The 21,188-nt window shown below is 73.8% G+C and carries 13 protein-coding genes; 5 read left to right on the top strand and 8 right to left on the bottom strand.

Going from position 1 to position 21,188, the window contains the following annotated elements:
- Positions 1-203: 203 nt before the first annotated feature.
- From GA0070614_RS22390 to GA0070614_RS22370, 5 genes are all read right to left on the bottom strand, one after another.
- The gene (locus tag GA0070614_RS22390) at positions 204-2,201 is read right to left on the bottom strand and encodes a cellulase family glycosylhydrolase (RefSeq protein ID WP_088977809.1); all 1,998 of its coding nucleotides are present in this window, start codon (positions 2,199-2,201) and stop codon (positions 204-206) included.
- Positions 2,198-4,690, bottom strand: coding sequence for a glycoside hydrolase family 2 protein (locus GA0070614_RS22385; protein ID WP_088977808.1), 2,493 nt, complete (start codon positions 4,688-4,690; stop codon positions 2,198-2,200). The genes GA0070614_RS22390 and GA0070614_RS22385 overlap by 4 nt, the downstream gene beginning before the upstream one ends.
- Entirely contained in the window at positions 4,687-5,529 is an 843-nt protein-coding gene (locus tag GA0070614_RS22380; protein ID WP_408630781.1) for a carbohydrate ABC transporter permease, read from the bottom strand. Before GA0070614_RS22380 ends, GA0070614_RS22385 begins: the two co-directional genes overlap by 4 nt.
- A gap of 229 nt (positions 5,530-5,758) precedes the next feature.
- Entirely contained in the window at positions 5,759-6,772 is a 1,014-nt protein-coding gene (locus GA0070614_RS22375) for a carbohydrate ABC transporter permease (RefSeq protein ID WP_088977806.1), read from the bottom strand.
- 148 nt (positions 6,773-6,920) lie between these two features.
- Positions 6,921-8,201: an ABC transporter substrate-binding protein gene (locus GA0070614_RS22370; RefSeq protein ID WP_088977805.1), complete on the bottom strand. Its 1,281-nt coding sequence runs from the start codon at positions 8,199-8,201 to the stop codon at positions 6,921-6,923.
- Positions 8,202-8,582: 381 nt separating this feature from the next.
- On the opposite strand from GA0070614_RS22370, the gene GA0070614_RS22365 reads away from it, so the two are divergent.
- Positions 8,583-9,602: a LacI family DNA-binding transcriptional regulator gene (locus GA0070614_RS22365; protein ID WP_088977804.1), complete on the top strand. Its 1,020-nt coding sequence runs from the start codon at positions 8,583-8,585 to the stop codon at positions 9,600-9,602.
- A gap of 32 nt (positions 9,603-9,634) precedes the next feature.
- On the opposite strand, the gene GA0070614_RS22360 is transcribed toward GA0070614_RS22365, so the two are convergent.
- Positions 9,635-12,220 carry a GGDEF domain-containing protein gene (locus GA0070614_RS22360; RefSeq protein WP_231933359.1) on the bottom strand — a complete coding sequence of 862 codons (2,586 nt, stop codon included), beginning with the start codon at positions 12,218-12,220 and terminating at the stop codon, positions 9,635-9,637.
- Positions 12,221-12,424: 204 nt separating this feature from the next.
- Here GA0070614_RS22360 and GA0070614_RS22355 point away from each other — a divergent pair, with 204 nt between their 5' ends.
- Positions 12,425-12,799: a PH domain-containing protein gene (locus GA0070614_RS22355; protein ID WP_088977803.1), complete on the top strand. Its 375-nt coding sequence runs from the start codon at positions 12,425-12,427 to the stop codon at positions 12,797-12,799.
- A gap of 9 nt (positions 12,800-12,808) precedes the next feature.
- Here GA0070614_RS22355 and GA0070614_RS22350 read toward each other — a convergent pair whose 3' ends face one another.
- Positions 12,809-13,735, bottom strand: coding sequence for a 2-hydroxyacid dehydrogenase (locus GA0070614_RS22350; RefSeq protein WP_088977802.1), 927 nt, complete (start codon positions 13,733-13,735; stop codon positions 12,809-12,811).
- 135 nt (positions 13,736-13,870) lie between these two features.
- On the opposite strand from GA0070614_RS22350, the gene GA0070614_RS22345 reads away from it, so the two are divergent.
- The 3 genes from GA0070614_RS22345 (at position 13,871) to GA0070614_RS22335 (ending at position 18,673) form a co-directional block, all read left to right on the top strand.
- The gene (locus GA0070614_RS22345) at positions 13,871-15,688 is read left to right on the top strand and encodes a SpoIIE family protein phosphatase (protein ID WP_088977801.1); all 1,818 of its coding nucleotides are present in this window, start codon (positions 13,871-13,873) and stop codon (positions 15,686-15,688) included.
- Between the two features lie 69 nt (positions 15,689-15,757).
- A complete protein-coding gene (locus GA0070614_RS22340) occupies positions 15,758-16,933 on the top strand; it encodes a PQQ-dependent sugar dehydrogenase (protein ID WP_088977800.1) in 1,176 nt (391 codons plus the stop codon).
- 102 nt (positions 16,934-17,035) lie between these two features.
- Complete coding sequence (locus GA0070614_RS22335; RefSeq protein WP_088977799.1) at positions 17,036-18,673, top strand: metallophosphoesterase family protein; 1,638 nt, start codon at positions 17,036-17,038, stop codon at positions 18,671-18,673.
- A gap of 109 nt (positions 18,674-18,782) precedes the next feature.
- On the opposite strand, the gene GA0070614_RS22330 is transcribed toward GA0070614_RS22335, so the two are convergent.
- The gene (locus GA0070614_RS22330; RefSeq protein WP_088977798.1) at positions 18,783-21,140 is read right to left on the bottom strand and encodes a transketolase-like TK C-terminal-containing protein; all 2,358 of its coding nucleotides are present in this window, start codon (positions 21,138-21,140) and stop codon (positions 18,783-18,785) included.
- Positions 21,141-21,188: the final 48 nt, after the last annotated feature.

Here is a 21,188-nt window from a genome sequence, read left to right as displayed (position 1 = left end):
GCTGCCCTGACGACAACAGCCGCACCCGCACCCGCGCGCTGTCGGCGGGAGGCGGCAAGAGGCGGCGTCCGACCGTGGGGTGCGGCCCCGGTTCCACCCGCAGCGGCCGGCACGCACGCCACGGACCTGATCGCACGGATGGACCCCACCCGCGACGCCGGGCCGGCCGGTGGGGACCACCCACCGGCCGGCCCGTCACACGCTCACTCGGCGCGCAGGTTGTCCAGGTCGTGCGTACCGGGGCTGACCCAGACCAGCACCCCGCGTACGTCGGCCAGCGCCGCCGCGTCGCAGGACATCTGGTCGAGCAGGTTCACCTCGACCGTGGTGGTGGTGGCCTGCGGCACCCAGCCGAAGGTCGACTGGCACCAGGCGTACCCGGAGCCGGTCTGCAGGGCGATCGCGGACGAGGTGCCGGCCGAGGCGGACGTGCGCAGGTCGTAGCGGAGGGTGCCCTTGGCGGACAGGTCGACCGGTGCGGGCAGGGTCACCCCGAACCAGCCGCCGCCGGTGGCGGTGACCCGCAGTCCGTGGCTGCCGTCGGTGGCGAAGTCGGCGGTCTGCGCCACCGTGCCGGCGTCGGCCTGCCAGTTCCCGGGCGCCCAGCCCTCGATCCCGCTCTCCCAGGAGGCGAGCCGGATCGGGTCACCCGGGGCCGGCTTGACGGTGATCGTCAGGTCGGCGACGTTCGACACCCGGCCGGCGGTGTCCCGGACGGTGTAGTGACCGACCGCCTTGCCCTGGAAGCCCTCGGCCGGGCTGAACGTCACCTCACCCGAGGTGGCCAGGGCGAACGTGCCACCGGTCACGGTGACCGAGCGCTGCTGGCCGTCCGCCGACGGGTCGAGGTCGACGGTGGCCGGTCGCACCCGCCCGGCGTACGCGATGTCGTTGGCCGCCGGGGTGAGGGTGACCGGCGTGCCGGCCTGGGTGGTCGCGGCGTCGTGGTCGGCGACCGGTGGGCGCGGGCGCCAGCCGCGCCGGATCCGGTCGCCGGCGTTGGTCAGCGTGGTGCAGACCGGGCTCGGGCAGTAGACGGTGTAGCCGTCGTAGTCCGGGTAGAGGGTGCCGTCGTCCTGGACCCCGGAGAGGATCCAGTAGAGGAAGCCGGCCCCGCCGCTGCGGATCACCGCATCGGTCCACCGCTGGTAGACCGGGTTGCGGGTGGCCCTGTCGGCCCAGCCGAACTCGCCGAGCACCGCCGGCTTGCCGATCCGCTCGGCCTCCCGGCTGTGCCGCTCGATCCAGGCGACCCCCCAGTCGGCGTCCTTGTCCCAGTGGTCCGGGTAGAGGTGGTAGCCCATCACGTCCACCGCCGGCAGCTTCGCCAGCGCCACCGCGTCGACGCCCTCGCCGCAGTTGACCGTCCAGTCCTGCGCGGCGCGGTCGTCACAGAAGAAGCCCTCGTCGCCGACGCCGAGCAGGTGCCGCCGGTCGATCGACTTGACGTGCCGGCTCATCTCGTCGGCCCAGCCGGTGATGGTGTCCGTGGTGCAGTCGGGCGAGGGCGGGTAGACGCCGGAGCCCTTGCAGCGCGGCTCGTTCGCCAGCTCCCAGGCCAGCACCGTCGGGTCGTCCTTGTACGCCAGCCCGGTCAGCGGGTTGACCCGGTTGAGCACGTGCGAGACCCAGTCGCGGTACCAGCCCCGGATCACCGGGTCGGTGTAGAAGTCGTCGTGGTGGTCGGCGCCGCGCCAGCGGACGTACTGGTCCATGCCGCCGAAGTCGCGCCAGTTGTTGACCAGCGGGACGACCACCTTGATGCCGGCCCGGCGGGCCGCGTACAGCACGTAGTCCAGGCGCTGGAGGCCGTCCGGGCCGTCGTTGTAGGCCGGCTTCTCCCCGTCCCAGTACTGGAACCAGACCCCGTCGGAGGGGCCGGCGACCGAGTCGGTGCCGCCCGGCGTGCCGATGTCGAGGAAGCCCCAGTGCCGCAGCACGGTGAACCGGGCCGCCTTGGCGTCGGCGAACACGTCGTCCACCATCGCCCGGGACTTGTACTCCAGGTAGTAGTTGTTCGTCCCGGCGAACCGGAACGGCCGACCGTCCAGGAAGAGCCGGTCGCCCTTGCGGACCACGAACCCGTCGCCGTGCCGCTCGCCGGGCGCGGCCTGCGCCGGGCCGGCGGCCACCGTCGCCAGCAGCCCGGCCAGGGCCAGCAGTACGCCGGCCAGCCGCCGCCTCGTGCCGTCGCGCCTCATGCCGTCGCCCCTTCCGTGATCGTCGCCTCTTCCGTGGTTGGCGTTGCCGCGATGTCGTTGACGCAGCGCAGCACCGGCCGGGCGGTCAGCGCCGCCGGGTCCAGCGGCGCGTCGGCCGTCACGGTGAAGGTGGCCGACTCCCCGGGCAGCAGGGTGACCAGCGCCCGGTCCACCTCGGCGGACGGGTCGAGCCGGTCCGGGAAGAGGGTCAGGTCGCGCAGCACCGTCCGGGCGGTCACCCGGACCCGCTGCCCGCCGTCGACCGGCTCGACCGTCGCGTCGAAGCGGGCCGCCGGCCAGCGGGCGTCGCGGTCCTCGGCGAAGAACCAGAGCGCCCGCTCCACCTCGTCGCCGGCCTCGGCCACCAGCAGCTCGCGGGTGGCCTCCTCCGGCCCAGCCAGGTCCGCCGGCAGCGGCAGCGCCACCGCCGCGTACGGCGGCACGTCCAGCTCGTACCCGGTCTTGGCCCGGGGCTCGCCGGCCAGGGTCAGCCGGGTCACCGTCGCCGGCGCCCGCCACGGCCGGCCGGTCTCGTTGACCGCCACCAGGGCCAGGCCGCCGTCACGGGGCTGGACGGTGAGCAACCGGTCGGCGTATGCCCGGCGCAGCGCGTACCAGAGCGGCTTGCGCCGCCCGTCGCCGTCGATCGCCGCCCACGAGGTGACCGGCCAGCAGTCGTTGAGCTGCCAGACGATGGTGCCGGCGCAGACGTCGCGGTGCGAGCGGAAGTGCTCCACCCCGAGCTGGATCGCCCGGGCCTGGTTGAGCTGGGTGAGGTAGTGCCAGTCGTCGAAGTCCGCCGGGGTGGGCAGGTGCGCGTCCAGGCCCCGCTGGAGCTTCGCGTCACCGTCGGCGGCCTTCTGGTGGTGCGCCATGCCGGGCGAGTCGTGCGCCAGCGGCTCGTCGGAGAGCGCCCCACGCAGCGTCGCGTACGCCGGGGGCGCCTGGTAGCCGAACTCGGCGACGAAGCGCGGCACGTACTCCCGGTACTTGGTGTAGTCGTCGGTGTTCCACACGTCCCAGATGTGCGTGGTGCCGTGCGCCGGGTCGTTGGGGTGGATGTCGTCGCTGCCCGACCAGGGGCTGCCCGGCCAGTACGGGCGGGTCGGGTCCAGCTCGCCGACGATGCGGGGCAGCAGGTCCAGGTAGTAGCCCCGACCCCAGGTGCGCCCGGCGAGCGGCTCCTGCCAGTCCCAGTCGTGCCAGCCCCAGATGTTCTCGTTGTTGCCGGTCCAGAGCACCAGCGACGGGTGCGCGGCGAGCCGGGTAACCGCCTCGGTCGCCTCGGCGGCCACCTCGGAGGCGAACGGCTCCTCCTCCGGGTACGCCGCGCAGGCGAAGAGGAAGTCCTGCTGGACGAGGAGACCCGCCTCGTCGGCCAGCTCGTAGAAGTCCGCCGACTCGTACCGGCCGCCGCCCCAGACCCGCAGCAGGTTGATCCCGGCCTCGGCCGCCTGGTCGAACCGGTGGGCCAGCCGCTCCCGGGTGATCCGGCTCGGGAACGGGTCGTCGGGGATCCAGTTGACGCCCCGGACGAAGACCGGCACGTCGTTGACGTGCAGGACGAAGGGGGTGCCGTGCGCGTCCGGGGTGGTGTCCAGGCGTACCGAGCGGAAGCCGATCCGGCGCGACCACGCGTCGAGTTCCCGGCCGTCGGGGGCGCAGAGGGTCACGTCGAGGCGGTGCAGCGGCTGCGCGCCGTACCCCCGGGGCCACCACAGCTCGGGATCGCGGACCTCGACCGTCGCCACGGCCGTACGCTCCCCCGCCGCGACGACGACCTCGGCGGCGCCGCCGGCGACGGCGGCCCGGACGGTGACCGGGACGTCGGTGGTGCGCTCGACCTCGACGTGCACCTGGACCCGGCCCACGCCGTCGGCGACGGTGACCAGGGGGCGGACCGTGGCGAGCCGGGCGGTGGACCAGGCGTGCAGCCCGATCTCCTGCCAGATCCCGGCGGTGACCAGCGTCGGGCCCCAGTCCCAGCCGAAGTTGCAGGCCATCTTGCGGATGAACTGGAACGGCTCGGGGTAGGCGTTCGGCCGGTCGCCGAGCCGGTCCCGGTGGGCCTCGGCGTAGCGGTACGCCGAGTCGAACCGGACGGTGAGGGTGTTCGCCCCCGGCCGCAGCAGCGACGTGACGTCGAAGCGGTGGCCGCGGTGCATGTTCTCGGTCCGGCCCACCTGGACGTCGTTGAGGGTGATCGTGGCGACCGTGTCGAGGCCGGCGCAGACCAGGTCGACCCGGTCGTCGTCGCCCGGCTGGTGGTCGACGGTCGTCTCGTAGACCCAGTCGGTGCGCCCGATCCAGGTCAGCTGCGTCTCGTTGGCGTCGAGGAAGGGTTCGGGGATCAGGCCGGCGGCGAGCAGGTCGGTGTGCACGCAGCCGGGCACGGTGGCCGGCACGCTCCGGCCGGCGACCTGCGCCGGCACCTGCTCCCCCGGTACGGCCCGCAGCGTCCAGCCCTCGTGCACCGTCTGTCGGGTCACGACTTCACCGCACCTTCCATGATTCCGCGGACGATCTGCCGGCCACCGATGAAGAGCATGATCAGCAACGGCACGGTGGCGATGAACGCGCCGGCCAGCACCCGCCGGTAGATGACGTAGTTGCCGCTGGCCAGGTCGGAGATGGCCACCATCGAGGTCGGGTAGTCGGTGCCGCTCAACGTGATCAGCGGCCACTGGAAGTCGTTCCAGGTGGCGACGAAGGTCAGCAGACCGAGCACGGCCAGCGCCGGACGGATCGCCGGCAGCACGATGTTCCAGTAGACGCGCATGGTGGTGGCCCCGTCGACCCGGGCCGACTCGACCAGCTCGTCGGGGACCGTGTTGACGATGAACTGGCGCATGTAGAACACGCCGAACGCGGTGACCAGGCCGGGCGCGATGACCGCGAGCAGGGTGCCGTTCCAGCCGAGCTTGCCCATCACGATGTAGAGCGCCACGATGCCGAGCTGGTTGGGCACGGTCAGGGTGAGGATCACGAAGAGCATCAGCGCGTTGCGACCGGCGAAGCGCAGCTTGGCGAAGGCGAACCCGGCCAGCGAGCAGAAGAAGAGCACCGAGGCGGTCACCACGGTGGAGACGATGAGGCTGTTGACCAGCGAGGCGGCGAAGTAGACGTCCTGGAGGGAGAAGACCTCGTCGACGTTGGTCATGAACTGGTCGCCGGGCACGACGGCCGGCGGCAGCTTCGCCAGCGCCTCGTCGTTGCTGGTGGCGATGACGAACATCCAGTACAGCGGGAACGCCGCGAAGAGCATGGTGACGGCCAGCAGCAGGTACGTCCCGAGGCCGGCCGGGGTGTCCTGCGGCGCCCGGCCCATCAGGGCCGGCTTGTTGCGCCGCACCTGCGTGCGGGGACGCGGCGGGGCGACGGCGGTCATCCGAGTCTCCTTTCGTTCGCGACTGCGGGACTCCGCTCCGCTGCGTTCCTCGCGCTCACCGCGTCACGTTCGTTCGCGACTGCGGGACTCCGCTCCGCTGCGTTCCTCGCGCTCACCGCGTCACCTTCGTTCGCGACTGCGGGACTCCGCTCCGCTGCGTTCCTCGCGCTCACCGACGGCCTCCCGAGAGACGGTTCGTCAGCAGCGTGTTGATGCCGGCGACGACCAGGATGATCAGGAACAGCGCCCAGGACATGGCGGCGGCGTAGCCGAGGTTGAGGTCCTTCCAGCCGACCTTGTAGATGAGCTGGGCGATGGTCTGCCACTCGCCGTTCGGTCCGCCGGTCGCGATCTGGGCGTTCGGGTCGAACAACATCGGCTCGGTGAAGAGCTGCAGGCCACCGATGGTGGACAGGACCACGGTGAAGACGATGACCGGCTGGATCATCGGCACGGTGATCTTCCACAGCTGCTTCCACGGCCCGGCGCCGTCGATCGCCGCCGCCTCGTAGACGTCGCGCGGGATGGACTGCATGGCGGCCAGGTAGAGCAGCGCGTTGTAGCCGATCCACTTCCAGTTGACCATGGTGGCGATGGCGGTCCAGGAGTGCAGCTTGTCGGCCCGCCAGTCGATCGGAGCCTCCGGGCTGCCGTAGCCGAACAGGCCGAGCAGCCAGTTGGCCATGCCGAAGTCGCGGGAGAAGAAGACGCTGAACACCATCGACGAGGCGACGATCGGGGTCACGTACGGCAGCAGGATGCCCACCCGCCACCAGGTCTGCGCGCGCAGCTTGCGGTTGAGCAGCGAGGCCACCACCAGCGCCAGCAGCAGCTGCGGCACCGAGGAGAGCAGGAAGATGCCGAAGGTGTTGTAGAGCGCGTTCCAGAAGTCCTCGTCACCGACGAGCCGGGTGAAGTTCTCCAACCCGGCCCAGTACGGCAGCGTCGGGTCGTCCAGCCGGTAGTTGCGCAGCGAGACCACGCCGTTGAAGACCAGCGGAAAGAGCCCGAAGACGAGGAAGAGCAGGAAGAACGGCGCGATCATGAGGTACGGCATGTAGCGCATGTCGGCGCGGTACAGCCGGTTGCGCCAGGTGAGCCGCCGCTCGTCGGGTCCGGAGCCGCCGCGCCCTGGCGCGGCTCGGCGGCGCGACTGCGCGGGCGCGGCACGGGTGGTGGACATGGGACACACTCCAGGGCCGAAGAGGTGACGGGGTACGGGCGGTGCGGGGTGGCCTCGACCGGCGGACGCCGGGATGCCGGGCGGTGGACTGGCCGCCGCCGGCGGTGGCGGAGCGGTCGGGCCCGCTCCGCCACCGGTCACCGGAGGATCAGGACTTGCCGGCCTTCTCGGCCTCCTTGACCGCCTCCGCCCAGGCGGCGTCCGGCTTGAGGGTCCTGTTCTCCACCCGGCGGATGACGTTCTCCACCGCGACCCGGGTCGGGCCGTTCTTCTTGCCCAGGTACTGCGGGGTGAGGCCCTGCGCCATCTTGGGGAAGATCTGGCCGACCGGGGCGTCGTTGAAGAACGGGTTCTTGAACTCGGCGATCGCCGGGTCGGCGTAGAGCGCCGGCTGCGACGGCAGGTTGCCGACCTTCTTGAAGATCTCGATCTGCTGCTCCGGCTGGACCAGCCACTCCAGCAGCTTGTACGCCTCGTCGACGTGCTTGCCCTGCTTGGGGATGGTCAGGAAGGAGCCACCCCAGTTGCCGCCGCCGCCGGGCACCGCGGCGATGTCCCACTTGCCCTTGGTGCCGGGTGCGGTCTGCTGGATGTGGCCGAGCATCCACGCCGGGCAGGGCAGGACGGCGAAGGCACCGCTGGTGAAGCCCTTGTCCCAGTCGGCCTGGAAGCTGACCAGGTTGGCCGAGAGCCCGCTCTGGACGGCCTTGACGGTGTAGTCGAAGGCGACCTTCGGGCCCTGCTCCAGCTGGAGCTGCTCCTGGTCGTTGTAGAAGCCGACCTGCTGCTGGCCCAGGATCGGGTTGAACAGGTTGGTGCCCGAGTCCACGAACTTCTTCTTCGTCTTGGTGGTGTACTGCTGACCGACCTCGATGAACTTGTCCCAGGTGGGCCAGAGGGCGGAGACCTGGTCGCGGTCGGTGGGCAGCCCGGCGGCCTGGAACAGGTCGGTGCGGTAGCACATGGCCAGGCCGCCGACGTCGGTGCCGAGACCGATCTGGGTCTTGCCGTCGGCCGACAGCGACTGCTTCCACTTCCAGGGCAGGTACTTGCTCTCGTACGACCCGGCGCCCTTGTCGAGCAGGTTGACGAACTTGTCGGCCTGACCGCGGAACTGGACCATGAAGCCCTCGTCGATCGCCGCGATGTCGGCGGCGCCGTTGCCGGCCACCAGCTTCTTCTGCAGGTCCTCGTGCTGGGCGTTGTACTCGCCCGAGTTGAGCTGGATCTTGACGTTCGGGTTCGCGGCCTCGTACTTGGTCTTGAGGTCCTGGAGCCCGAAGTCGCCCCAGAAGTTGATTTTCAGGGTGACGGCGCCACCGGAGTCGGCGTCGTCGCTGGTGCTCCTGCCGCTGCACGCCGCGACCATGACCAGGCTGGCGGCGCCGGCCACCGCCACGCGGGCCCAGTGGGTCCAGGACCGTTTCATGTCATCCTCCGCGCAAACTGGAAACGCTCCCGACATCGAGAGACGTTGACTGAACCGGATAAGTGAGGCCACCGTACGGGCCGACCATGGGCCTGTCAACGGCCGGTTAACGCCGTGGCCGTCCCGTAACCCTGCGGCGATCCTGGGAGCGCGACCATGCGTGGTGAAGCGCTCTCTCGCGCAAATCACGGCGTACCGGGGTGGCGCTGGGGGGTGGGTGAAGCCGTAGGCTTAACCGCGCAAGCAACCGTTCAGCACGACGGTTCAGCGCCACACCCGGCCCGGGCAACCACCCGGGCCGGGTCGCGATAGCGTGAGGGCCGCCGGTGATCCCGGCGCCGTGGACCGGCCCGTGGGCCGTGAGGAATGAGGAGCACGCCGGTGAAGCGGCCGACCATCGCCGACGTCGCCCGACGCGCCGGGGTGTCCAAGGGCGCGGTGTCGTACGCGCTCAACGGACAGCCCGGGGTCTCGGAGGCCACCCGCCAACGGATCCTGGCCATCGCCGCCGAGATCGGCTTCAGCCCGAGCAGCGCCGCCCGCGCGCTCTCCGGGGCCACCGCCAACGCCGTCGGGCTGGCCCTGTGCCGGCCGGCCCGGATACTGGGCATCGAGCCGTTCTTCATGGAGCTGATCAGCGGCGTCGAGGCGGAACTCTCCGCCCGGTCGTACGCGCTGACGTTGCAGGTGGTGGCCGACCAGGAGGCGGAGATCGCGGTCTACCGGCGTTGGTGGGCCGAGCGCCGGGTCGACGGGGTGTTCGTCTGCGACCTGCGCACCGACGACCGGCGGATCCCCGCCCTGGAGGAGCTGCAACTGCCGGCGGTGGTGATCGGCGGGCCGGGGCACACGGGCAGCCTGACCAGCGTCTGGTCCGACGACGCGGCGGCGCTGGTGGAGACGGTGGAGTACCTGGTGGCGCTCGGGCACCGGCGGATCGCCCGGGTCGGCGGGTTGCCCTCGCTGCTGCACACCGAGATCCGCACCGACGCCTTCGGCGAGGTGTGCCGGCGGCTCGGGCTCGACGAGGCGGTCACCGTCTGGTCGGACTACACCGGCGAGGAGGGGGCCCGGGCCACCCGGCGCCTGCTCAGCTCCGCCAACCGGCCCACCGCGGTCATCTACGACAACGACGTGATGGCGATCGCCGGGCTCTCGGTCGCCCAGGAGATGGGGCTCGCCGTCCCGGGCGACCTGTCGATCGTGGCCTGGGACGACTCTCCGCTCTGCCAGCTGGTGCACCCGCCGCTGACCGCGCTCGGGCGGGACATCCCGGCGTACGGCGCGCACGCCGCCCGCCAGCTGCTGGCGGTCATCGCGGGCGAGCCGGTGACCGGCCTGCAGGACGAGACCGCCCACCTCACGCCACGGGGCAGCACCGCGCCGCCCCGACAGAGGTGAACCGGTTCAGCGATCACTGAACGCCGGGCCGGTCAGCGCGACGTCGAGGGAAACTCCTCGAAGAACGCCTCCACCCGCTCGGCGGTGGCCGGACGGGCCAGCGCGAAGCCCTGGCCGTACCGGCAGCCCGCCCGGCGGGCCCGCTCGACGTCGGCCTCCGACTCCAACTCCTCCACCACCACCGAGAGCCCGAGCCGCTCGCCGAGGCTGACCACCACGTCGATCAGCGGCCGTCGCGGCTCGTCCGACGGCTCCACCAGCTCCGGGCCGATCTTGAGCAGGTCGATCGGGAGCCGGCGCAGCTGTGCCAGGGACGCCTGCTCGGCCCGGAAGTCGTCCAGCGCCGTCCGCACGCCCAGCGACCGCAGCCCGGCCAGCCGGGCCACCACGGTGGGCAGCTCGGCGCCGAGACGCGGCTCGGCCACCTCGACCACCAGCCGGTCGGCCGGTACGCCGTGCCCGGCCAGGATCGAGGCCACCCGGGGCAGGAAGTCCGGCGCAAGCAGCTCACGCGGCGTCACGTTGACCGCCATCCACAGGTCACGGCCCCCGGTCGACCAGCCGGCGAGCTGCCGGCAGGCCTGGTCCAGCACCCACCATCCCAGGTCCCCGAGGAGGTCCAGGTCCTCGGCGACCGGCAGCAGCTCGGCCGGGAGCACGGTGCCCAGCACCGGACTGCGCCAGCGCAGCAACGCCTCCGTCCCCACCGGCAGCCGGTCGGCCAGCCCGAGCACCGGCTGGTAGACCAGGTCCAGCTCGCCCCGGGCGACCGCCCCGGGCAGCTCCCGCTCCAGGTCCAGCCGGCGGACCAGCTGCTCCTCCAGGTAGGCGTCGTACCACTCGACGCGGTTGCGGCCGAGCTGCGCGGCCCGCCGCCGGGCGAGATCCGCCTGGCGCAGGACGTCCTCCGGGCCGGCCCCGGCCAGCTCGGCCAGGCCGACGCTCACCCGCAGCCGGACCAGCTCCCCGGGCACCGGACAGGGCTCCGCCAGCGCGGCCACCAGCCGGCCGCCCATCGCGTACGCCGGGACCGGGCCGGCGTCGGTCAGGACGGCGAACTCCTCCCCGGCGACCCGCGCCACCAGATCGCGGGGGCCGACCACGTCGCGCAGCCGGCGGGCGGCGGTGACCAGCAGGGCGTCCCCCACCGCCGGCCCCGCGCCGTCGGCGACCGCGCCGAGGCCGTGCAGCTCCACCAGGAGCAGCGCGCCGCCCCGCTGCCCCTGCCGCGCGCCCAGCGAGCGGAGCAGCTCGCTGCGGTTGGCCAGGCCGGTGAGCTGGTCGGTGGCGGCGAGCCGGCGCACCTCCCGCTCCAGCCGGCGGCGTTCGCCGATGTCGCGCACGTGCAGCACCACCGCGCCGACCTCGGGCACCCCGCGCTGGTCGCTCACGGTCGCCTCGGTCTCCCGCCAGCCGCCGTCGCCGGCGGCCATCCGGGCCACCAGCAGGGGCGGCCGGGCCCCGGCCGGATCGGCGGCGAGGCAGGCCAGCGCGCCCGGCGCGTCGTCGGGGTGCAGCAGGTCGGCGAGGCGGCGACCGCGCACCTCGTCGTCGCGCAGCCCGAACCAGCGCGCGCCGGCCGCGGAGAGCCAGCGCACCCGCAGCTCGTCGTCGAGGATCAGGATCAGGTCCCGGCCGCCGGAGACCAGCGCCCGGAAGTGCGCCTCCCGGGCGGCCAGCCGCCGCTCCTGGTCCCGGTTGTCGGCGGCGGTGATCAGTTCCCGGGCGATCAGCGGCGGGATCACCGCCAGCCCGAGCAGGACGGCGGTCGGGGTGAAGCTGCCGACGGCCCAGAGGTGGTGCCCGGCGGCCAGGGTGGCCACCGCCGCCGGCGCGGTCACCCGTGGCCAGGCCGCCGCCGGTCCACCGCCGCGCGGCGGGTCGCCGGCCGCGACCCGGGCCATCCCGGCCGCGGTGAGCAGCGCGCCGGCCAGCAGGAACGGCGCCGCGGTCAGCGTCGCCGGCTGCGGCGCCCGGTAGGTCAGCAGCACCACCAGGTCGGCCAGGCCGAGCAGGGCGGCGGCCGCGCCCGCCCGGCAGAGCGCCGCACCGGGTCGACGTCGGCGCTCGGCGAGCGCGCTCACCAGCAGCCCGGCCAGCCCGGCCGCGCCGACCACGGTCACCAGCCGGACCACCGGCGGCACCTCGCCGGGCGGCAGCAGCACCCAGCCGGCGAAGACCAGGGCGGTGCCGAGGCCGAGCGCGTCGACGGTCCGCCGCAGCCGGACCCGGGGCGCCAGGCGGGAGTGCCCGGGCAGCGCGAGCAGGCCGACGCCGTACAGCCCGGTCGCGGCGAGCAGGCCGGCCGCCGCCACGTCCGGACGCTGCGGCGGGGCGGCCAGCGGCAGGACGGCCACGCTCAGGCCGACGACCAGCACGGCGGTGTCGAGCAGGGCGGCGGCCCGGCGACGGCGCCGGGCCGCCCGGTCCCGGCCCCGGGCGGCGGCCGACCGGGAGAGCCGGACCCCGGCCAGGGCGCAGCCGGCCGCACCGGCCAGCGTCGTGGCGGCCAGCGGTGGGAGGGCGCCGGCCAGGGCGGCTCCCATCAGCGACACGGTCACCGCCAGCAGGGCGGCCACCGCGGGCGGCGGACGACGGACGAGGTACGCGTAGGGCACGGCGGTCGCCTTCGTGAGGGGGACACGGGGCGGTGCGGCGGTGCGTGGCGCCGACGGATATCCGACAGACGCCATCCCCGCCAACGACCGATCGGCACGTCGGTTACGCCTGCGCGAAGTGACCCAGGTCACTCCGACATGGTGGCCGTCACCGTCCGGACGCCCGTGGGCCCACGCCCGGCCCGGGGGTGGGATCATCGGAGGGTGAGTCGCACCGACACCATCCGCTTCCGGAACCACCAGGCCGTCCTGGTCGCGGCGATCGTCGCCCTGATCGGGGCGCTGCCGCTGGCCACCGCCGAGTGGTACCTGCTGCCGGTGCTGCTGGTCCCGCTCGCCGTCGCCGTCTGGGCGTGGCGGGGCGGCACCGAGGCCGACGCCCGTGAGCTGCGGCTGACCGCGCTCGCCGGGGGCCGGCGGATCCCGTGGGAACGGGTCGTCGCGCTGGCCACCGATCCGCGCGGTCGGGCCGTCGCCCGGCTCGACGACGGGCAGCAGGTACTCCTGCCGGCGGTACGCGGCAGCGACCTCCCCCGGCTCGTCGAGGCCACCGGTCAGAGCCTGCCCGGCAGCAGCTGAACGTGCCGCTCAGTAGCCGTCCACCACCGTGTTGACCAGCGGCTCGCCGGCCGCGAACCGGCGCAGCTGCGCCCCGACCAGCCGGTACGCCCGGGGCAGCAGCCCGCGTACCGAACCGGCGACGTGCGGGGTCAGCAGCACGTTCGGCAACTCCCACAGCGGGTGCTCCGCCGGCAGCGGCTCCGGGTCGGTCACGTCCAGCGCGGCGCGCAGCCGGCCGCTCGCCAGCTCGGCGACCAGCGCCTCGGTCCGCGCCACCGGCCCCCGGGCGGCGTTGACCAGCAGCGCGCCGTCCGGCATCGCGGCGAGGAACGTCTCGTCCACCATCCCCCGGGTGGCCCCGGTCAGCGGCACCAGCAGGACCACCACGTCGGCCGCCGGGAGCAGCCGGGGCAGCTCGTCGGTCCCGTGCACCCCTTCGGCGGGGCGGGCGGTGCGGGCGACCAGCGTGAACTCGACGTCGAACGGGGCCAGCCGGGCCTGCACCGCCGCGCCGATCGAACCCGCGCCGACGATCAGCACCCGCTTGCCGATCAGCTCGTCGGTCGGGGCGACGTCGGCGTACGCCCACTCGCGGCGGGCCTGGGCGCGCGCCATCGCGGGGAAGTTGCGCAGCTGGGCCAGGATCGCGGCGACCACCCACTCGGCGGTGCCGGCGTCGTGCACGCCCCGCGCGTCGCAGAGCGTCACGCCGTCCGGGACGTGCCCGGCCCAGGCGTCCGCCCCGGCGGAGAGCAGCTGCACGACCGCCAGGTCGGGCAGCCGGGCCAGCATCGCCGCGGCGTCCCCGCCGCCCAGGAACGGCGGCACCCAGAACCGCACGCCGGCCGGGTCCGACGGGGGCGCCGCCGGGTCCGTCCAGGGCTCGACGGTGACGCCCGAGGGCACCTCGCCGAGCAGTCCGACTCCGGCCGGGTGCGGGATCCATACCTTCACGCCCGCCGACGATAGCGGCCGGCCCGGCCTCCGCGCTCCCGCCTCCGCCATCCGTGGTGGCGCGGCGACCGAGGTGGGTATAAGCGGTCTCCGGAACGCCGATCGGTGTCCCGTACGCACGCGGACAGGAGGCCGATGAGCGAGCGCCCCCCGGGAGCCGACCGGCCGCCCGCGACCGACCTTCCCGCGCTCGGCGACCCGGGCCGGCTCCGGTCGCTGGCCGACACCGGGCTGGACGCCGTTCCCGACGAGGCGTTCGAGCGCTTCGCCCGGCTGGTCAGCGACCTGCTCGACGTGCCGGTCGCGCTGGTCTCCCTGGTCACCGACACCCGGCAGTTCTTCCCCGGCGCGGTCGGCCTGCCGGAGCCGTGGGCGGGACGCCGGGAGACCCCGCTGAGCCACTCGTTCTGCCAGCACGTGGTGGACCTGGAGATCCCGATGGTGCTGCCGGACGCCCGGCTCTACCCCCGGGTGCGGCAGAACCTCGCCATCGCCGAGCTGGGCGTCGTCGCGTACGCGGGCATCCCGCTGACCGACCTCGATGGCCGGGTGCTCGGCTCGCTGTGCGCCATCGACAGCAAGCCCCGGACCTGGACCGCCACGCAGCTGCGGACCCTCACCGACCTGGCCGCCGCCTGCTCGTCGGAGCTGCGGCTGCGGATCGCGCTGGACGGCGCCGAGGAGGCCCGGCGGCGCGCCGAGGAGGCGCACGACCGGCTGGAGCTGCTGGCCGGGTTGAGCGAGATCCTCAGCGGCACGCTGGACGTCGACACGGCGGTCAGCCGGCTGGCCGAGGCGGTGGTGCCGCTGCTGGCCGACTGGGCGCTGGTGACCCTGGTCGACCGGTCCCGGCAGCCGCGCCGCGCCACCGGCGTGCACCGCGACCCGGCGCACACCGCCGGGGTGGCCCGGTTCGCCGACCTGATGACCACCCGGCTCAGCAGCCACTCGGTCACCCGGACGGTGCTGCGCACCGGGCAGCCCGTCCTCGGCGGCGAGGCCACCCCGGAGGACCTGAAGCGGGCCACCGACGACCCGGAGATGATCGCGCTCGCCGAACGGCTGGGCTTCGCCTCCCACCTGACGGTGCCGGTGCCGGTGTCCGGCGGCACGGACGTGATGGGCACCGTCACGCTGGTCAACGGGGCCGGCCGGCGGCCCTTCGACGACAGCGACCTGCGTACCGCGGTGGAGATCGGCCGCCGCGCCGGGCAGGCGGTCGGCAACAGCTGGATGTACGGCGAGCAGCGGCACGTCGCCGAGGTGCTCCAGCACAGCATGCTGCCCTCGCTGCCGGAGAGCCCGATGGCCGAGCTGGCCGCCCGCTACCAGCCGGTGGCCGACCGGGTCGAGGTCGGCGGCGACTGGTACGACGCCTTCGTGCAGCCCGACGGGGACCTGATGGTGGCGATCGGCGACGTCGCCGGCCACGACATCGAGGCCGCCGCGACCATGGGCCAGGTGCGCAACCTGGTACGCGGGGACACCTTCGGCCGGACCGACCCGGTGCACGAGCAGATGAGCCGGCTGGACGCGGCGATCTCCGGGCTGCGCATCCCGGCCGCGGTCACCGCTATCCTGGCCCGGCTCAGCCCGGGCGCCGGTGGGCTGGCGGTCAGCTGGTGCAACGCCGGGCACCCGCCGCCGCTGGTGGTCACCGCCGACGGGGCCGTACGCACCCTGGGCGGACCACGCGAGCCGTTGCTCGGGCTGACCCGGCCCTCCCGGCGCACCAGCCGGCGGTCGTCCCTGGCGGTCGGGGACACCCTGCTGCTCTACACCGACGGGTTGGTGGAACGCCGGGACCGACCGATCGACGAGACCCTGGCCGAGCTGGTGGACCTGCTCGCCGGCACCGCCCGGCTCCCGCTCGCCGAACTCTGCGACCTGCTGCTCGGCAGCCATCAGCGGCGGGAGGACGACGTCGCGCTGCTGGCCGTCCGGGTCCGCTGAGCGGGACGGCGCCGGCCGGGAGGCGTCAGCGGGGCGGGAAGTCCGGTTTCCCGGGCTAGGCTGGGCCGGGTGAGCGTCCGTCCCCCGTACCCCCGCACCGGCCGCCACCGCGCGGCGCTGGCGGCGTCCTGCGCGGCGCTGCTGCTGGCCGTCTCCGGATGCAGCTTCGGCCCGCCGGAGCCCGACCCGGCCGGCGAACCGCCCAACCTGCCGACCCCGTCGAGCTCGGCCAGCCCCGGCGGCGCCGGACAGCAGGTGGTCGCCACCGTCCTGGCCAAGGGTTTGCGGGTGCCGTGGGGCATCGCGTTCCTGCCCGACGGCGGGGCGCTGGTCACCGAACGGGACAGCGGCCGGATCCTCAAGGTCGGCCCGGAGTCCGGGCCGGACGGGCTGCGGGTCGCTCCGGTGCAGACGGTGCCCGACGTGGCCGCCGGTGGTGAGGCGGGGCTGCTCGGCATCGCCGTCTCCCCCGGGTACGCCAAGGACGAGACGGTCTTCGTCTACTACACCACCGAGCGGGACAACCGGGTGGCCCGGCTGAAGCTGGGCGCGACGCCGACGCCGATCCTCACCGGCATCCCCAGGGCCGGCAACCACGACGGCGGCGGGCTGGCCTTCGGCCCGGACGGGCAGCTCTACGTCAGCACCGGCGACGCCGGCGACCGGGACGCGTCGCAGGACCGCAAGAACCTGGGCGGCAAGATCCTGCGGATCACCCCGGACGGCAAGCCGGCCCCCGGCAACCCGTTCCCCGGCTCGCCGGTCTGGTCGCTGGGGCACCGCAACGTGCAGGGCATGGCCTGGGACGCCGGCAAGCGGATGTACGCCACCGAGTTCGGCCAGAACACCTGGGACGAGATCAACCGGATCAACGCCGGTGGCAACTACGGCTGGCCGACCGTCGAGGGTCAGGCCGGCGACAAGCGGTACGTGGACCCGATCGTGCAGTGGCGGACCTCGGAGGCGTCCTGCTCCGGGCTGACCACGGTGGACCGGCTGCTGGTCGCCGCGTGCCTGCGTGGGCAGCGGCTGTGGGTGGTCGAGCTGACCGACACCGGCACCGTGCTCGGGCAGCCGCGCGAGCTGCTGACCGGTCGGTACGGCCGGTTGCGGGCGGTCGCCGCCGCCCCCGACGGCTCGATCTGGGTGTCCACCTCCAACCACGACGGGCGGGGCCGGCCGGTGCCGGAGGACGACCGGCTGCTGCGGCTGGTCTTCGCCGACGGCGGCGCCGGGCGGAGCTGACCCCGGTCACGCCGGTGGCCCGACACGCCGGTGAGCCTGCGGATCGGGCCGGCGTCCGCCGGGTTTGCCAAGATCCCCCATCGGGCAGGTCAGAATCTCAGCATGGACGGTCAGGAGAACGAGCAGCGCGGGCCCGGGGTCGACGAGACCCCGACCCGGCGTGAGCGTCGCCGGTGGCCCTGGACGCGACAGGCGGGCCGGTCCGGCCGGCTGCGGCGGGTCGGCGTGGTCGCCGCGGTGGTCCTGGTCGCCCTCGCCGGCGCCGTGATCGGGGTGCTGGCCGGTGGCCGGGTCAACACCGACATCGGACCGTTCCGGGCCGACCTGACCCTCGTCCCGGCGGTCCAGGGCAGCACCACGGTCGACATCCCCCCGCTGGGCGCCCTGCAACTGGACAGCCACGACGGACCGACCCACCTCACCGTCGGCCTGGGCGCGCTGGACCAGCGCAAGACCGAGGCGCTGATCGACGACCCGGCGAGCATCAGCCGGGCCAGCCAGTCCGCCGTCCAGGACGTCCGGGACGGGGTCATCCGGCTCGCGCTGCGTACCCTCGGCGCGGTCGTGCTGGTCACGCTCGTGCTGGCCGCGCTGGTCTTCCGGGACACCCGCCGCACCGCCTGGTCGGCGGGGCTCGCGCTGGCGGTCACCGCCGGCAGCCTCGGGCTGGCCGCGAGCACCGTGCGTCCGGAGGCGATCGAGGAGCCCCGGTACGAGGGGCTGCTGGTCAACGCGCCGGCGATCGTCGGTGACGCCCGTCGGATCGCCAACGACTACACCAAGTACGCCGAGCAGCTCCAGCGCGTGGTGGGCAACGTGAGCAAGCTCTACACCACGGTGTCGGCGCTGCCGGTCTACGAGCCCGCGCCCGGGACCACCCGGGTGCTGCACGTCTCCGACATGCACCTGAACCCGACCGGCTGGCAGCTCATCCGCACGGTGGTGGAGCAGTTCAACATCGACGTGGTGATCGACACCGGGGACATCACCGACTGGGGCAGTGAGCCGGAGGCGTCCTTCGTCGGCTCGATCGGGCTGCTGAAGAAGCCGTACGTCTACATCCGGGGCAACCACGACTCGGCGCGGACGGCGGCGGCGGTGGCCCGCCAGCCCAACGCGATCGTGCTCAGCAACTCCACCACCACGGTGGCGGGGCTGACCATCGCCGGGATCGGCGACCCCCGGTTCACCCCGGACAAGGAGACCTCACCGGCCGGCAGCGGCCTGACCAAGCAGGTCGCCGACCAGGTCATCGGCACCGGCGAGCAGCTCGCCACCACGGTGCGCAACTCGCCCCGGCCGGTGGACATCGCGCTGGTGCACGACCCGGCCTCGTCCGGGCCGCTGTCGGGCACCTGCCCGCTGGTGCTCGCCGGGCACACCCACGACCGTCAGGTGTCGAAGCTGCCGCAGGTGTCCGGCAAGCAGCCCACCCTGCTGATGGTGGAGGGCTCCACCGGAGGCGCCGGGCTGCGCGGCCTGGAGGGCGAGAAGCCCACCCCGCTGTCGATGAGCGTGCTCTACCTCGACCAGCAGAAGCAGTTGCAGGCATACGACGACATCACCGTCGGCGGCACCGGGCAGGCGCAGGTCAACCTGGAGCGGCACGTGATCCGCGATCCGGCGAAGGGCGCCGACGTCCCGGTCACCCCCACCCCGACCCGGGGCGGCCCGGAGTCGCCGTCGCCCGGCGCGACCGTCACCGGCTCGCAGTCCCCCTCACCCAGCCCGACCCGCTGACCGGACACCGACCCGCCCCCGACCGGAGGACCGGACGAGCAGGCGACCGGACGAGCAGGCGACCGGACGAGCGGGCGACCGGACGAGCGGGCGACGCGTCCGGAGCCGGTCAGCGCAGCGAGAGCGCGGCCAGGGCGGCGTTGACGATGCTGCCGGGCAGCAGGTCGTGCAGCTCGTACAGCTCACGGACGCTGCCGGACTGGCCGAACTCGTCCACGCCCAGCGGCACCGCCGGCACACCGAGCGCCGAGCCGAGCCAGGCCATCGCGTGCGAGGCAGCGTCGTGCACGGTGACCACCGGGGCGCGGTCGCCGAACGCGGCCCGCAGCGCGCCGGGCACGCTCGGCACGGTCGCCGTCCGCACGCCCTGGCGCAGCGTCCGCTGCCAGGCCCGGTAGAGCCGGTCGAGCGAGGTCACGTCCACCACGTGCGCGGCGATGCCCTCCTCGGCCAGCTCCACCGCCGCGGCGAGCACCTCCGGCAGCACCGCGCCGGAGCCGGCCAGGGTGACCACCGGGGCGTCGGCCAGGTGCGGGTACGCCTGGTGCGCGTCGACCAGCCGGTACGCCCCGGCGACCACCTGCCGCCGCAGCACGGCGTCGGAGATCCGGGCCCGGGCCGCCTCGAACGGCGCCTGGTCGATCGGCCGGGTGCTGAGCCGGAAGTAGTACGCCCCGTCCTCGGCCGGCGCGGCGGTGGCGGCCGGCGTCGACCCGCCGGCGATCTGCCCGAGCGCGTCGCAGAGCAGCCAGTCGAGGCTGGCGGCGTACGCCGGCTCGATGAAGGTGACGCCGGGCAGTTCCAGGCCGACCGAGGCGGTGATGGTCGACTGGTGGGCGCCCCCCTCCGGGGCGAGGGTGATGCCCGACGGGGTGCCGGCGACCACGAACCGGGAGCCGGAGTAGGTGCCGTAGAGGAACGCGTCCAGGCCGCGCAGCACGAACGGGTCGTAGACCGTGCCGACCGGCAGCAGCGGCTGCCCGGACAGGTCCCACGACAGGCCGAGCTGCCCGAGCAGCAGGAACAGGTTCATCTCCGAGATGCCCAGCTCGATGTGCTGCCCGGCGGGGCTCTCCGTCCAGCGCAGCATCCGGTCCTCGGTCCAGGAGCGCTGCTCGGTGGGGGCGAAGACGCCGGTCTTGTTGATGAACCCGGCGAGGTTGGTGGAGGTCGCCACGTCCGGGGCGGTGGTCACCAGGTAGGGCGCGACCTGCGGATCGCGGGCCAGGTCGACCAGGACCCGGCCGAAGACCTCCTGGGTGGAGACGGGCTTGGTGGCGCGTACCTTCGTGGTCTCCGGGACGGTGACCCCCAGCGCCCGCTCGCGCGGCGCGCGGGACAGCGCCTCCCGCCGCTCGCCGGCCCGGATTCCGGCCGGGCTCGCCGGGTCGAGGCGGTCCCATTCGGTCTCCACGGTCAGCCCGTGCGCGGCGCGCAGCGCGTCGACCTGCTCGGTGCTGAGCAGCGCCGAGTGGTTGCGCGGGTTGCCGGCGATCGGCAGCCCCCAGCCCTTCACCGTGTACGCGAAGACCACGCTGGGCCGGTCGGTGACCGCGTCGCACTGCGCGTACGCGTCGAGCATCGCCTCCAGGTCGTGCCCGCCCAGGTCGGTCACGAGCGGGCCGAGGTCGTCGTCGGCGATGTCGGCGACGAAGGCGGACACCTCGGCCGGCGCGCCGTCGAGGAACTGCTTGCGCAGCGCCGGCCCGGCCAGCCCGAACAGCGACTGGTACTGCTCGTTGGGCATCCGGTCGATCCAGTCGCGCAGCGCCTCACCGCCCGGCCGGGCGTACGCCTCGGCGAGCTTGCGGCCGTACTTGACCTCGACGACGTGCCAGCCGGCGGCCTCGAACTGGCCGCGCCACTGGTTGATCCGGATGCCCGGGACGACCCGGTCCAGCGACTGCCGGTTGAAGTCGACGAGCCACATCACGTTGCCCAGGCCGGTGGTGGCCGGGTCGGCGACCGCCTCCCAGATGTTGCCCTCGTCCAGTTCGGCGTCGCCGATCAACGCGATGAACCGGGAGTGCGGGCGGGCCCCGAAGTGGGCGTCGACGTAGCGGCGGGTGACCGCGGCGAAGAGCGGCGCGGCCGCGCCGAGCCCGACCGAGCCGGTGGAGAAGTCGACCTCGTCCGGGTCCTTGGTCCGCGACGGGTACGACTGGAGCCCACCGCGCGAGCGCAGCTTCGTCAGGTACGACCGGTCCAGGTTGCCCAGCAGGTACTGCACGGCGTGGAAGACCGGCGAGGCGTGCGGCTTGACCGCCACCCGGTCCTCGGCGTCCAGGTGCGCGAACCAGAGCGCGGTCATCGCGGTGACCAGCGACGCGCTGGACGCCTGGTGGCCGCCGACCTTCACCCCGTCACCGGTGTCCCGGTCGTGGTTGGCCGCGTCGACGATGCGGGTGGCGAGCCAGAGCACCCGCCGCTGGATCTCGTCGAGGACGTCGAGGTCGTGCTGGTTCACGGTGACTCCATCCGGGCGTCGCCGTTGACGCCCTCACGAGGGGTGCGG

Source organism: Micromonospora coxensis, assembly GCF_900090295.1.
GTDB lineage: Bacteria > Actinomycetota > Actinomycetes > Mycobacteriales > Micromonosporaceae > Micromonospora > Micromonospora coxensis.
This window is presented reverse-complemented; position numbering and strand designations above follow the sequence as displayed.